This is a genomic window from Dactylosporangium sp. NPDC000244 (assembly GCF_040300725.1).
GTDB lineage: Bacteria > Actinomycetota > Actinomycetes > Mycobacteriales > Micromonosporaceae > Dactylosporangium.
This window is the reverse complement of the sequence record NZ_JBEPEH010000001.1, coordinates 175,615-188,176: the sequence shown is the minus strand read 5'-3', so window position 1 is coordinate 188,176 and position 12,562 is coordinate 175,615. Positions and strand designations below refer to the sequence as shown.

At 72.9% G+C, this 12,562-nt stretch carries 14 protein-coding genes; 9 read left to right on the top strand and 5 right to left on the bottom strand.

Translation table 11 applies throughout. From position 1 onward, the window contains the following. Positions 1-88 precede the first annotated feature (88 nt). From ABT369_RS00835 to ABT369_RS00815, 5 genes are read right to left on the bottom strand one after another with little or no spacing between them, the layout of a single operon-like run. Positions 89-1,042, bottom strand: a complete 954-nt coding sequence (locus ABT369_RS00835) for an ATP-binding cassette domain-containing protein (RefSeq protein WP_350609207.1) — start codon at positions 1,040-1,042, stop codon at positions 89-91. 28 nt (positions 1,043-1,070) lie between these two features. Next, positions 1,071-1,826 (bottom strand): ABC transporter permease, encoded by a 756-nt coding sequence (locus tag ABT369_RS00830; protein ID WP_350609205.1) that lies wholly within the window; start codon positions 1,824-1,826, stop codon positions 1,071-1,073. Positions 1,827-1,836: 10 nt separating this feature from the next. Next, positions 1,837-2,991 carry a glycosyltransferase gene (locus ABT369_RS00825; RefSeq protein ID WP_350609203.1) on the bottom strand — a complete coding sequence of 385 codons (1,155 nt, stop codon included), beginning with the start codon at positions 2,989-2,991 and terminating at the stop codon, positions 1,837-1,839. Further along, the gene (locus ABT369_RS00820; protein WP_350609201.1) at positions 2,988-3,266 is read right to left on the bottom strand and encodes a hypothetical protein; all 279 of its coding nucleotides are present in this window, start codon (positions 3,264-3,266) and stop codon (positions 2,988-2,990) included. Before ABT369_RS00820 ends, ABT369_RS00825 begins: the two co-directional genes overlap by 4 nt. Positions 3,267-3,268: 2 nt before the next feature. Then, entirely contained in the window at positions 3,269-4,174 is a 906-nt protein-coding gene (locus ABT369_RS00815; protein ID WP_350609199.1) for a methyltransferase domain-containing protein, read from the bottom strand. 726 nt (positions 4,175-4,900) lie between these two features. Here ABT369_RS00815 and ABT369_RS00810 point away from each other — a divergent pair. The 9 genes from ABT369_RS00810 (at position 4,901) to ABT369_RS00770 (ending at position 12,551) form a co-directional block, all read left to right on the top strand. Further along, positions 4,901-6,316 carry a class I adenylate-forming enzyme family protein gene (locus ABT369_RS00810; protein ID WP_350609197.1) on the top strand — a complete coding sequence of 472 codons (1,416 nt, stop codon included), beginning with the start codon at positions 4,901-4,903 and terminating at the stop codon, positions 6,314-6,316. After that, entirely contained in the window at positions 6,313-6,588 is a 276-nt protein-coding gene (locus ABT369_RS00805) for an acyl carrier protein (RefSeq protein WP_350609195.1), read from the top strand. Before ABT369_RS00810 ends, ABT369_RS00805 begins: the two co-directional genes overlap by 4 nt. Before the next feature lie 2 nt (positions 6,589-6,590). Further along, the gene (locus ABT369_RS00800) at positions 6,591-6,833 is read left to right on the top strand and encodes a hypothetical protein (protein WP_502891678.1); all 243 of its coding nucleotides are present in this window, start codon (positions 6,591-6,593) and stop codon (positions 6,831-6,833) included. 73 nt (positions 6,834-6,906) lie between these two features. Continuing rightward, on the top strand, positions 6,907-7,974 hold the full coding sequence (locus ABT369_RS00795; protein ID WP_350609858.1) for a beta-ketoacyl-[acyl-carrier-protein] synthase family protein: 1,068 nt from the start codon (positions 6,907-6,909) through the stop codon (positions 7,972-7,974). Continuing rightward, positions 7,971-8,429 (top strand): hypothetical protein, encoded by a 459-nt coding sequence (locus tag ABT369_RS00790; protein ID WP_350609193.1) that lies wholly within the window; start codon positions 7,971-7,973, stop codon positions 8,427-8,429. The genes ABT369_RS00795 and ABT369_RS00790 overlap by 4 nt, the downstream gene beginning before the upstream one ends. Then, positions 8,426-9,688: a beta-ketoacyl-[acyl-carrier-protein] synthase family protein gene (locus ABT369_RS00785; RefSeq protein ID WP_350609191.1), complete on the top strand. Its 1,263-nt coding sequence runs from the start codon at positions 8,426-8,428 to the stop codon at positions 9,686-9,688. Before ABT369_RS00790 ends, ABT369_RS00785 begins: the two co-directional genes overlap by 4 nt. 31 nt (positions 9,689-9,719) lie before the next feature. Continuing rightward, complete coding sequence (gene hppD / locus ABT369_RS00780) at positions 9,720-10,820, top strand: 4-hydroxyphenylpyruvate dioxygenase (RefSeq protein ID WP_350609189.1); 1,101 nt, start codon at positions 9,720-9,722, stop codon at positions 10,818-10,820. Next, on the top strand, positions 10,817-11,734 hold the full coding sequence (locus ABT369_RS00775; RefSeq protein WP_350609187.1) for a phytanoyl-CoA dioxygenase family protein: 918 nt from the start codon (positions 10,817-10,819) through the stop codon (positions 11,732-11,734). The genes hppD and ABT369_RS00775 overlap by 4 nt, the downstream gene beginning before the upstream one ends. Before the next feature lie 19 nt (positions 11,735-11,753). Continuing rightward, positions 11,754-12,551 carry a DUF3050 domain-containing protein gene (locus tag ABT369_RS00770; protein ID WP_350609185.1) on the top strand — a complete coding sequence of 266 codons (798 nt, stop codon included), beginning with the start codon at positions 11,754-11,756 and terminating at the stop codon, positions 12,549-12,551. Positions 12,552-12,562 lie beyond the last annotated feature (11 nt).

Below are 12,562 nucleotides of genomic sequence, written 5' to 3'. Positions count from 1 at the left end.
TCGAGCGGCGGACCTCGCCGTGTTCGGACACGGACGACGGGCGGCCCCAGCGCGGGCCGCCCGTCTGTGTGTTCCGGGGACGAAAAGCTCAGTCCCGCAGCGAGCGCCCCGTCTTGGTGAGGAACACGTCGTCGAGCGTCGGGCGGTGCAGCTCGATCGTGGTCAGCGAGACCCCGCCGCCCTCGAGCGCCCGCATGATCTGCGGGATCGCGGTGTCGCCGGACTCGACGGTCAGCCGCAGCTCGCCGTCGTCGCGGACCTCCACGTCCCGGGCGAACGCCTGGGCCTTGAGCAGCGCCGCCGCCTCCTCGACGGCGTCGCCGACGCCGACGGTCACCACGTCGCCGGAGATCTCCCGCTTGAGCGCCTCCGGCGTGCCCTCGGCGACGACCTCGCCGTGGTCGATGATGGCGATGCGGTCGCAGAGGGCGTCGGCCTCGTCGAGGTAGTGCGTGGTGATGAAGACCGTCATGCCCTCCTCGCGCAGGCGGCGCACCTCGTCCCACATGTGGGCGCGGCTCTGCGGGTCGAGGCCGGTGGTCGGCTCGTCGAGGAAGAGCACCTGCGGGCGGTGGATGACGCCGAGCGCGATGTCGAGCCGGCGGCGCTGGCCGCCCGAGTAGGTCTTGCACTTGCGGTCGGCGAATTCGGTCAGCTCGAAGGACTCGATGACCTCGGTGGCGCGCGTGGCGGCGGTGGCGCGGCTCATGCCGTACATCCGCGCCTGCAGGATCAGCTCCTCCCGCGCGGTGACGTCGTCGGAGGTGCTGCCGCCCTGCGCCACGAAGCCGATCGCGCGGCGGACGGCGGCCTGCTCGGTGCGCAGGTTCGCGCCGGCGATGGTGGCCTCGCCGTCGTCGAGCGGCAGCAGCGTGGCCAGCACCCGCAGGGTCGTGGTCTTGCCCGCGCCGTTCGGGCCGAGGAAGCCAAAGATCTCACCCTCGGCGACGTCGAGGTCGATCCCCTTGACCGCCTCGACCTCGGTGGTCTGGCGCTTCGCCTTGGTCTTGTAGGACTTCTTGAGCCCCTTGGTCTTGATCATGACAATCTCCCGAGAGAACCGAGGCGGGCTACTTGACCGAGCGCGCGAAGAGGCTCGACGACCACACGATGGCGACGACGACGACCGCGCCGCAGAAGACGATGGAGCCCCAGACGTGGACGTCGCCGGGGTATCCGGCGTAGAGCTTGCGCATCCCGGTGACGGCCCAGTTGAACGGGTTGTAGTCGGCGACCGTCTTCAGCCACAGCGGCGCGAGCGTCAGCGGCAGCAGCGTGCCGGACAGCAGCATCAGCGGCTGGGCGACGTTGTTGATGACCTGGCCGAGCACGTTGGCGTTGTTCACCTTGATGGCGATGCCGTAGGAGATCGCGGCGGCCGCGAGGCTGATCAGGGCCAGGATGGCGTAGCCGAGCAGGATGTAGCCGACGTTCAGGATGAGCCCGAACGGCAGCGACAGCACGGTGATGATGACCGCCTGCACGAGGACCGTCACCACGTCGCGCAGGGCGCGGCCGAGCAGCAGCGCGACCCGGCTGACGGAGGTGACCCGCGCCCGCTCGATGCTGCCGTTGGCGAGGTCGCCGAGCAGCCCGAAGCCGACGTAGAGGCCGCCGCCGATGGCCAGCGCGACCAGCATGCCGGGCACGTAGACGCGGTAGGCGTCGAGCATCGTGGGGGCGTTCAGGGCCGGCTTGAGCAGCGGGGCGAACAGGATGAGGTACACCACCGGCTGCGCGATGCCGAGGACGACCCACAGCGGGGAGCGGAGCATGAGCAGCATGTTGCGCTGGAAGATGAGCCAGGTGTCGCGCAGTACTTTCACGGGGATCGCCTCAATCGTTGTGGTGTGCCTGAGCCAGTGCCTGGAGGATGTCGGCCGCCGCCTCGGCTCCCCCGCCGGCCAGCAACCGGTCGCCCTCCGCCCGCGCGGCCGCGGCGAACGCCGGGTCGTCGAGCAGGCGCAGCAGGTGCTCGCGCAGCGCCTCGGGCCGGATGTGGTCGAAGGAGACCCGCACGCCGGCGCCGGCCGCCCGCACCGCTTCGGCGTTGAGCGCCTGATCGCCCTTGATCGGCGCGATGACGAGCGGGACGCCGTGCACCAGCGCCTCGGAGACCGTGTTGAGGCCGCCGTGCGCGACGACGGCGTGCAGGCGCGGCAGCAGGTCGAGCACCGGCACGCGGCGGCGGACGAGCACGTGGTCCGCGGGCTCGTCGAGCGTGCCGTCGGGCGCGACCACGATGGCCTGGAGCCGGTCGCCGAGCGGCGCGAGGGCTTCGGCGATGCGGCGGTAGAAGTCCTTGGCCAGGTCCATCGACAGGGTGCCCATGGTGACGAGCACGTGCTTGCGCCCGGGGTCCAGCCAGTCGAACGGAAAGTCGGGGTCCGGCGCGCGCTCGGCGAGGGCCGGGCCGACGAGCCTCACCCCGGGAGCCGGCTCTCCGGCCAGGGCGCCCGCGGTGAAGGCGATCGTGCCGTGCGGGGAGAAGCGCAGGTCGTGCGGGGGCTCGCCGGGCTGCCCGGCGGCGGTCCAGGCCGCGGCGAGCTGCCCGAGGATCCACTCCTCGACCCGGGGCAGGCCGCGGCGGAACGGCCGGGTCAGCTCCATCGTGGTCGGTGCGACGGAGACCCAGCGCAGGCCGTGCGCGTGCGCGGCGACGGCCCCGGCGATCGCGTGCTGGTCGACGACGAGCAGGTCGGGCCGGAACGCCTCGATCGCCGCGTCGACGCCCTTCCGGGTGCTCTTCGCGTGCGGGACGATGTAGCCCTCCCAGCGCGAGCGGGTCGCGTCGAGGCCGCGCTCGGCCTGGCCGCGGTGCGCGCGCAGCGGGATCGGGTGGATCTGCGCGGCGTCGCCGAGCAGCGGCCGCAGGAACGACTCCGAGCCGGCCCACAGCACCTCGTGGCCGCGCCGGGTCAGGGCGGCCGCGACCGCCGCCATCGGGTTGACGTGCCCGGTCAGGGGCAGGGACAAGAACAGGAGCTTCATGTCGTACCGCGAGTGTTGTCCACATAGGACACGACGTCGGCGACGCTCAGGCTCAGCAGCGCGTCGAGGTCGAGCCCGGCGACGAACCCGGCCAGGTCGACGGCCGGCCCGAACCTGGCCGCGAGGCCGTGCCCGAGCGCGGCCAGCTCGAGGCTGTCCAGGAACAGATCCCCGTCGAGCCGCGTCCCGGGGCCGATCCCGGCCGCCCACGCGGCGTCCTCCCCCGTCACCTCCCGCAGCAGGTGCGTGACCGCGAGCTGCGTCGGCGTGGACATGGTCAGTCCCCGGCCGGCTTCGTCGCGCGGACCGCGCCGTAGGTCATCGCGCCGGTGCTGAAGCCCTTGAGCATGAGCGGGCCGGCGTAGAAGAAGCCGAGCACGTCCACGCCCCGGTCGCGGGCCAGGTCGCGCATCATCGCCCGGCCGTTGCCCAGCTCCCGCACCTGGGCGAAGGTCGGCTCCCAGGAGTTGGCGACGTTCGCGCTCCAGTCCACACTGGACACCTCGGTGAACCCGGCCGCGGTGGCGAGCCGCTCGTGCTCCTCCAGCGACGAGAAGCTCGGCATCACCTGGTGGCGCAGGATCTGGTCGACGACGCGGTGCTCCTCGGCGTCGAGCTCCCCGTCGCGCACCGACCAGGTGGCGATGGCGAGGACCCCGCCCGGGCGCAGCAGCCGCATCGCCTCCGCGAAGAAGGCCACGCGGTCGGCGATGTGCATGAGGCTCTCCACGGCCCACAGCGCGTCGAAGGACGCGTCCGGGAAGCCGTTGTCGAGCGCGTCGCGCTGGTGGAAGCGGGCCCGCTCGCCGAGTCCGGCCGCGGCCGCCTTCTCGTTGGCCCGGGCCGCCTGCGCGGCGCTCAGCGTCACGCCCTCGACCGTGCAGCCGTGCGGGCCGGCGAGGTACAGCGCGGGGCCGCCGATGCCGCAGCCCACGTCGAGCACCCGCGCGCCGGCCGGGATGCCGGCGTACGACACCAGCTCGCGGACGAGCCGGTCGGTGGCGGCGTGGCGCTCGTCGTCGCTGCCGGGACGCTCACCCGCATCCCAGAAGCCGTGGTGCACGTGCTCGCCCCACAGGTCCTCGTACAGGTCGAGGGTGGTGTCGTAATAGCGCTCGACCGCGGCGTTGAGCCCCGGGCCGGCGGGCGCGGACGGGTATGCGGAACCGGTATCGGCTTTCACAGTCGCAAATCTCCGAAACACTGTACCGGGAAAGTACGCGCTGAACCCCAATGTCGGCGCGAGCCCGGCCATTGTATGAACTCCGCGATGGCGCTTGTCAATGACCGGGAGTTTGCCGTGGAACTTCCACAAACGCGCGTATGCGGGCCATCGGGATACCTGTCCAGGCCATATATCCGCGATGGCCCGAATGAACGCGCGTTCGGGTCCGCATTAACTGACGAAACACCTCGGCTCGACCCGAAGCGGGCGCACATGGGGGCGAATGTCCGAATCCCCGGCGAACTCGCGCGACGGGCACCCGCGCTGACCAGCGGCGTTGCAAGAATGCCGATCGTAACGATCCAAACGAGTTTTCCCGGGAGGTGGTGTGACAGATCGGACATCCCGTCACATGCTCAGGCTGCACACTCTTGTCAAACGACTTCGATTGCGTAAGGTCTATCCCTAGTCGAGGTGCCCATTCCTTATGCAATGCGGCGGGCACTTGAGTTCGGACAACGATGACGGACGTCAGGCGCCACTTGCCCTCGACCTCTTCGCAGTGTGTTCATCCCGGGATGCGCACGCTGATCGGCGGCCAATGCGGGCCGGCCCGGTCAGCGGCTCAACCCTGCGCGCGGTGTGCCCGAGCGGCCCCGGCGCACCGCCCGCCGGCATTTCCGGCGCCGTGGTGCCCCCGGCCGCCGATCCGTCGTGCCGAAACGAAAAGAAGGGGGTGCCGCGGTGACCGCACCGGCCCTCGACCCGAGCTGGGTCGACGACGTGCTGCTGGCCGGCGGGCCCGGACGCCCCGACGCCGCCCTGGTCCTCGACGCCCCGGTGACCCGCGCCGAGCTGCGCCGCCTCGTCGAGCAGCGCCAGGCGGTGCTGGCCGCGGCCGGCATCGGCGCGAACGGCCCCGGCGACTCGGTGGCGATCTGCCTCGCCCCGTCGCTCGCCTTCGTCGCGAACCTGCTGGCCTGCTGGCGCCTGGGCGCCCGGGCGGCCCTGCTGGACCACCGGCTCACCCCGTTCGAGATCGACGCCGCCCTGCAGCGACTGGCCCCGCAGGCGGTCGTGTCCGCCAAGCACGCCACCGGCGGCCCGCTGCGCGGCTTCCAGGACGTGCAGGAGCGCGTCGCCACCTACCCGGGCCGCCCGTCCGAGACCCCGCACGCGCTGGTCCAGCTCAGCTCCGGCTCGACCGGGCCGTCGAAGGTCATCGCGCGCACCGCCGCCAACCTCGTCGAGGAGCTGGAGCGCTACGTGGCCATCGGGGCCGGCGTGCCCCAGCCCGGCGAGCGCATCGTGTGCCTGGCCTCGATGGTCCACGTGCTCGGCCTCGTCGGCGGCCTGCTCTACGGGCTGCACGCCGGCGCACAGGTGATCGTGCCGGCCCGGATGACCGCGGACGGCATCCTCGCCGCGGTCGCCGCCGGCCCCGAGCCCACCACGCTGCTGGGCGTGCCCTTCCACATCGAGCTGCTGTCCTCCGGGCCGACGCCGCCGCGCCTGCCCCAGCTGACCGGGATGACCACCGGCGGCGAGCTCGTGCGGGCCGGCGTGCACGACACGTTCACGGAGCGCTTCGGCGTCCGCCTCGGCAACATGTACGGCATGACCGAGGTCGGCGTCATCGCCACCGACCTCTTCGGCGAGCACCGCCCGGCCCTGACCCCGGCGCCCGGCCTGCGGGTGCGGGAGGAGCACGGCGAGCTGCTCGTGTCGCTGGCCGAGTCGCCGTACCTGGGCCTGTCCGACCCGACCCGCTGGGCGGACGGCTGGCTGCACACCCGTGACGCCGGCACCGTGGACCCCGCCACCGGACGCTTCCGCATCCAGGGCCGCAACGACTCGCAGGTCTCCGTCGGCGGGCTGAAGGTCGACCTCACCGAGGTCGAGCACACCCTCGCCGCGCTGCCCGGCGTCGTCTCCGCCGTCGTCACCCACGACAGGGCCATCGAGGCGTACGTGATGCTGCGCGAGGACGCCACCGCCGAGCAGGTCCAGGCCGAGCTCGCCCGGCGTCTGGCCGCCTTCAAGCGCCCGCGGGTGCTGCGCGTCGTGCAGCAGCTGCCCCGCACGGCCACCGGCAAGCTCGTCCGCGACCGCGCCCTGCTGGTCGCGGCGTCCGTGAAGGAAGGAAACACCGAGGCATGAGCGACGACACCGCCACCGAGATCCGGCAGTTCCTGCTGGACTCGCTGACCGAGATGAACTACAGCACCGACGACATCGACGACGACACCGCGCTCGGCCCGGCCGGCGCCGACCTCGAGTCGCTGTCGCTCGCCGAGCTCGCGGTGCGCGTCGAGGACCGCTTCGGGGTCCGCTTCGACGACGACGAGGCCGAGAAGCTCGCGAGCATGACCGTCGGCGAGTTCATCGCCGCCGTCGCCGAGCGCCGGGCCCCCGCGGCCGCGGGCAGCTGACGGTGGCACCTTCGGCACCGTCTCGCGACGAGGTCGTCGCGATGCTGGCCACCTACGGCGACCGGCGCCGCGAGGACGTCGCGGAAGGGATCGACTCCCTCGAGCTGGCCTGGCTGATCCACCAGCTCGAGCAGCACTACGGCACCGTGCTGGACCTCTCTGACGAGGAGCTGGCCCGCATGTCCACCGTGGACGGTGCCGTCGCGGTCCTGGCGGAGTTACAGGCCGAGACGGGCGCCCGGTGACGTTGTGAACAGCAAGGGCAAGACGGACGTGCTGATCACCGGCCTGGCCGTGCTCAGCGCGTTCGGCCGGGGCATGGGCGCGCTCGCCGCCGGCCTGGACGCCGGCCGGCCGGCGTTCGCGCCCGTCACCCGCTTCGACGTCGCCGGCCGCCGGGTCGGCGTCGCGGCCACGCTGCCGGGCGACCCCGACCTCGACGACGAGCTGTGGTGGCTGGTCGACGAGGCCTGCGACGAGGCGAAGCTGGGCACCGCCGAGCGGGCCGCCGCGCCGCTGTTCCTGGCGGTGCACGGCGACCCGCGGCTGGCCCGCTCGGCCCCGGCGGAGCGGCCCCGCCACGGCGGCAGCGCGTTCGCGGACGGCCTCGCGCGCAACACCGGGCTCGGCCCGTCCCGCGCCTACACCTCCGCGTGCGTCGCGGCGAGCACCGCGATCGCGGACGCCGCCGGAATCATCGCGCGCGGCGAGGCGGACCGGGTCGTGGTCGCCGGCGGGTACCTCGTCGAGCCCGACCAGTACGCCCTCTTCGACGCCGGCCGCGCGTTCGCCGCCGACGGGCAGGTCCGCCCGTTCAGCGCCGGCCGCCGCGGCCTGCTGCTCGGCGACGGGGCCGGCGCCGTGGTGCTGGAGTCCGCGGCCGCGTCCGGCGAGCGCGGCATCGAGCCCCTCGCCCGCCTGGCCGGCTGGGGCCGCGCCGGGGACGCGCACCACCCGTGCCAGCCGCATCCGCAGGGCCGCGGGGGCGCCCGGGCCCTCGAGGGCGCCCGGCGCCGGGCCGGGGCCGAGCCCGGTGAGGTCGGCTACGTCAACGCGCACGGCTCCGGCACCGCGCAGAGCGACGCGGCGGAGACCCTCGCGCTGCGCGCCACCCTCGGCGGGCACGCCGCGACGGTGCCGGTGTCGTCGACCAAGGCGCTGCACGGGCAGGCCCTGGAGGCCTCCGGCGTGCTCGAGCTCGCGGTGACCCTGCACGCGCTGCGCGGCGGGCTGCTGCCGGTCAACGCGGGCTACCTGGAGCCCGACGAGCAGTGCGCGCTCGACCTCGTGCTCGGCGCGCCGCGACCGGCCGGGCCCGGCTACGCGCTCAGCCTCAACGCCGCGTTCGGCGGCGCCAACACCGCGCTGCTGTTGGGCGCAGCATGAGTGGCTTAACACTCACCGTCCTCACGTCGGCCGAGTGGCCCCGCGATGTGGAGCCGCCGAAGCTGGCCGGGTTCGTGCACTCGGACTTCAACCCGCTCATCGCCGCCGTCGCCGGGCGTTGCCTGGAAGCGGCCCCCGGCCCGGAGCCGGAGACCGCGGTGATGCTGGTGAGCGACGAGGGCGACATCGCCAGCGCCGAGCACGTGGCCAAGGCGGTCGACGCCGGCACCCGGATCGGGCCGCTGTTCTTCTTCCAGTCGGTCCCCAACGCCGTGCTCGGCCACGTCGCCGCCAAGTGGGGGCTGACCGGCCCGGTGAGCTGCCTGTGCGACACCGCATCGGCGCTCGATTCGGCCCGGGGCCTGCTGGCCGACGAGGACGCCCGAAGGGTGCTGCTCATCGACGTCACCGCGGACCCCGCCACCGCAGTGCTGCTCTCGGAAGGAACAACATGAGCGCGCGCCACGCCGCCGTCACCGGCATCGGACTCGTCACGCCCGTCGGCGGTACGGCCGCCGAGGTCTTCGACGCGATGTGCGAGGGCCGTTCGGGGCTGTCCCGCCCGCCGCAGGACCATCCGCTGGCCGGCTCCGTCGACGTGGCCGCGTTCGGCCCCGCGATCGACCCGCTGTCGGTGCTGCCCGGCCCGGACGCGCGGCTCGTCGACCGGTACATCGTGATGGCCCTCGCCGCCGCGGAGGCCGCGCTCGCCGACGCCGGGATCGTCGCCGGGCGCGACGTCGACCCCTACCGGGTGGCCGTCATCCTCTCCGGCACCGGGGGCCTGGCGACCCTCGACGCGCAGGCCGTGCAGCGCGACCGGCGCGGGCGGGCCGGGGTGAGCCCGTACCTGCTGCCCGGGATGCTGCCGAACATGGGCGCGGCCCGGGTGGCGATGAAGTACGGCCTCATGGGTTTCAGCTCCTCGGTCGGCACCGCGTGCGCCGCCGGTGCCCAGTCCATCGGCGAGGGCCTGCGGCTGCTGCGCGCCGGCGAGGCCGACGTCGTCGTCTGCGGCTGCAGCGAGGCCCCGCTGTTCCCGACCCTGGCCGACACCTTCGGCAACGCCCGCGCCCTGGCCCGCGGCTGGGCCGACCCGGCCGAGGCGAGCCGCCCGTTCGACCGGCGCCGCAACGGCCTCGTGCTGGGCGAGGGCGCCGGGGTCATGATCCTGGAGCGCCCCGAGCACGCCGACGCCCGCCGCGCCGCCCGCCACGCCGACCTGCTCGGCTGGGGCGCGACGAACGACGCGCACCACCCGACGACGCCGCGCCCCGACGGCACGGCCGCGGCCGAGTGCATGCGCCGCGCCGTCGCGGACGCCGGGCTCTCCCCCACCGACATCGGGTACGTCAACGCCCACGGCACCTCGACGAAGCTCGGCGACGTCGCCGAGTCCCTCGCGATCCGCGCCGTGTTCGGCCCGCACACCCCGCCGGTCAGTTCCACCAAGGGCGTCACCGGGCACATGCTCGGCGCCTCCGGGGTGGCCGAGGCGGCGGTGACGGTGGAGGCCCTGCGCCGCGGCGTGCTGCCGCCGACGCACAACCTCGACGAGCCCGATCCGGCCTGCGACCTGGACCACCTGCGCGCACCCCGCACGGCGCCGGTGACCCATGCGCTGTCCAACTCCTTCGGCTTCGGCGGCCACAACGTGAGCCTCGTGTTCGCCCCGCCCGGCACCCAGCCGACGACCGAGTGGACGAAGGCCTGACCCGCCCCAAAAACCCGAAAGGGACCCGCAAATGGATATCCAGGACACCGACCACGTCGAACTGTATGTGGGCGACGCGCGCGCGGCGGCGGCCCAGCTCTGCGCGCAGTACGGCTTCCGCGTCTACGGGCAGGGCGGCCCGGAGACCGGTCTGACCGGCCAGCGCAGCGTGCTGCTCGGGCAGCGCGACATCCGGATCCTGCTCACGTCCGGGCTCTCCGGCGGCCACCGGGCCAGCCGGTACGTGGCCCAGCACGGCGACGGCGTGGCGATCGTCGCGTTCGGGTGCTCCGACGCCCGGGCGGCCTTCGCGGAGGCGGTCGCCGCGGGCGCCACCCCGATCGAGGAGCCCCGGACCGTCTCGCACGGCGGCTCGACGGTGGTGATCGCGGAGGTGTCCGGCTTCGGCGACGTGACGCACCGGCTGATCCAGCGCGACCGCACCGATCCGCAGTTCCTGCCGGGCCTGATCGACATGCCGGCCGGCGCGACCGTGCCGGCCGAGGGTGACCTGCTGCACGAGATCGACCACGCGGCCGTGTGCCTGCCGGCCGGCGAGCTCGACAGCACCGTCGCCTACTACGAGCGCGTCTTCGGCTTCGCGATGATCTTCCAGGAGTACATCGAGGTCGGCGAGCAGGGCATGCAGTCCAAGGTGGTGCAGAGCCCGTCCGGCGGGGTGACCTTCACGCTCATCCAGCCCGACATCAGCCGCCGCGCCGGGCAGATCGACGACTTCCTGGCCTGGCACGAGGGCGCCGGGGTGCAGCACCTCGCGCTGAGCACCCACGACATCGTCGCCGCGGTGCGCACGCTGGGCGAGCGGGGCGTCGAGTTCGCCCAGACGCCGGGCAGCTACTACGACATGCTCGCGGCGCGCCTCGGCGAGACCGACGTCCCCGTCGAGGACCTGCGGCCGCTCGGCATCCTCGTCGACCGCGACCACTGGGGCCAGATGTACCAGATCTTCGCGAAGTCGACGCACATCCGGCGCACGTACTTCAACGAGCTCATCGACCGCCACGGCGCGCGGACGTTCGGCACGAGCAACATCCCCGCGCTGTACGCGGCGAAGGAGCGCGAGCTGGCGGCGGTCCGCGATACCACTGCCTCGGAAAGGACCGTCCTGTGACCGTTTCCATCGAACGCGACTTCGCGCTCTCGGCGGAGGATCTCGCGCTGCTGCCGACCGACGAGGAGGTCCTGCAGTACGCGCGCAGCGGGTGGTACCTCACCCGCAAGCTGTTCACCGACGACGAGGTGGACGAGCTCGTCGCGGCCAGCGAGCGGTTCTACGCGGGCGACCGCGCGCGGACCCTGCCCGTGCGCCCGCCCCGGCTGGCCTACTGGACGCCGGAGCAGGGCCCGGTGCAGCGGCACAACGACTACGTCCACTACGAGAGCGACGACATCGCGCGCATCCTGCGCAAGCCGATCCTCGGCGCGGTCGCGGCCCGGCTCGCCCAGGCCGACGAGATCCGGATCTTCCAGTCGACGCTCATCTACAAGCCGCCGATCGCCGGGGAGCCCTCCAACGTCGTGCCGTGGCACTTCGACCGCCACTACTGGCAGTCGTGCACGTCCGACGACATGCTCACCGCGTTCATCCCGTTCCACGACTGCGGCGTCGAGATGGGCACCATCACGATGGTCGACGGCAGCCACCGCTGGGACGAGATCGGCGCCGACGACTCGACCACGAAGCACTTCGCCGACCGCGACAACGACGACCTCGAGACGATGCTGGAGCGCAACGCGGCCCACAACGGGGCCGAGGTCCGCAAGGTGCCGATGGTCATCCCCAAGGGGCACATGAGCTTCCACCACTGCCGCACCTACCACGGCAGCGGCGCGAACGTGAGCGGGAGCCCGCGGCGGGCGATCTCGTTCCACCTGCAGCCGGGCTCGAACGAGTACCGCGCCTTCCAGCTCTCCAGCGGCGACGTCGTGCAGTACAACCACGACGTCCTGGTCCGCCGTACCACCGACGGCCGGCCCGACTACGCGGACCCGGACTTCTGCCCGGTCCTGTGGCGAAACGCCTGAACCCCCTGAAGGAGATCGCATGTCCCGTTACGACTGGGGCCAGCGCCACCCCGGCATCGACCGCCTCGAGGAGCTCATCGCGAGCGCCCGCGAGGAGGTCGTCACCCACCCCATCTACGCCCGGCTGGACGACCTGCGAGCCGTGCGCACGTTCCTGGAGCACCATGTCTACGCGGTGTGGGACTTCATGTCGCTGCTCAAGTCGCTGCAGCGCAACCTCACCTGCGTCGAGGTCCCGTGGATCCCGACCGGGCCGACGGGCAGCCGCCGGCTCATCAACGACATCGTGCTGGTCGAGGAGAGCGACGAGCTGCGGGGTGGGTTCATCAGCCACTTCGAGCTGTACCTCGAGGGCATGACCGAGGCCGGCGCCGACCGCTCGACCGTCGACGCCTTCATCGACCTGCTCCGCGCGGGCACCCCGGTGCCGGCCGCGATGGAGAAGGCCGGGGTGCCGGCGCCGGCGGCCGAGTTCGTCGCGCTCACCTGGCACCTCATCGACACCGCGCCGGTGCACTGCCAGGCGGCCGCGTTCGCGTTCGGCCGCGAGGACCTGATCCCGGACATGTTCCAGCAGGTCGTCAAGGTCAACGAGCAGGTCGGGCAGCTCGACACGTTCGTGGACTACCTGGCCCGGCACATCGAGGTCGACGGCGAGCAGCACACGCCGATGGCCATGCAGATGGTGACCGACCTGTGCGGCGACGACGAGGCCAAGTGGGACGAGTGTGCCGCGACCATCAACCTCGCCCTGGCCGCCAGGGCGAAGCTGTGGAGCGGGATCCTCGCCGAGATCGACGCGACCGTTCCGGCTTAAGGGGACCGAAC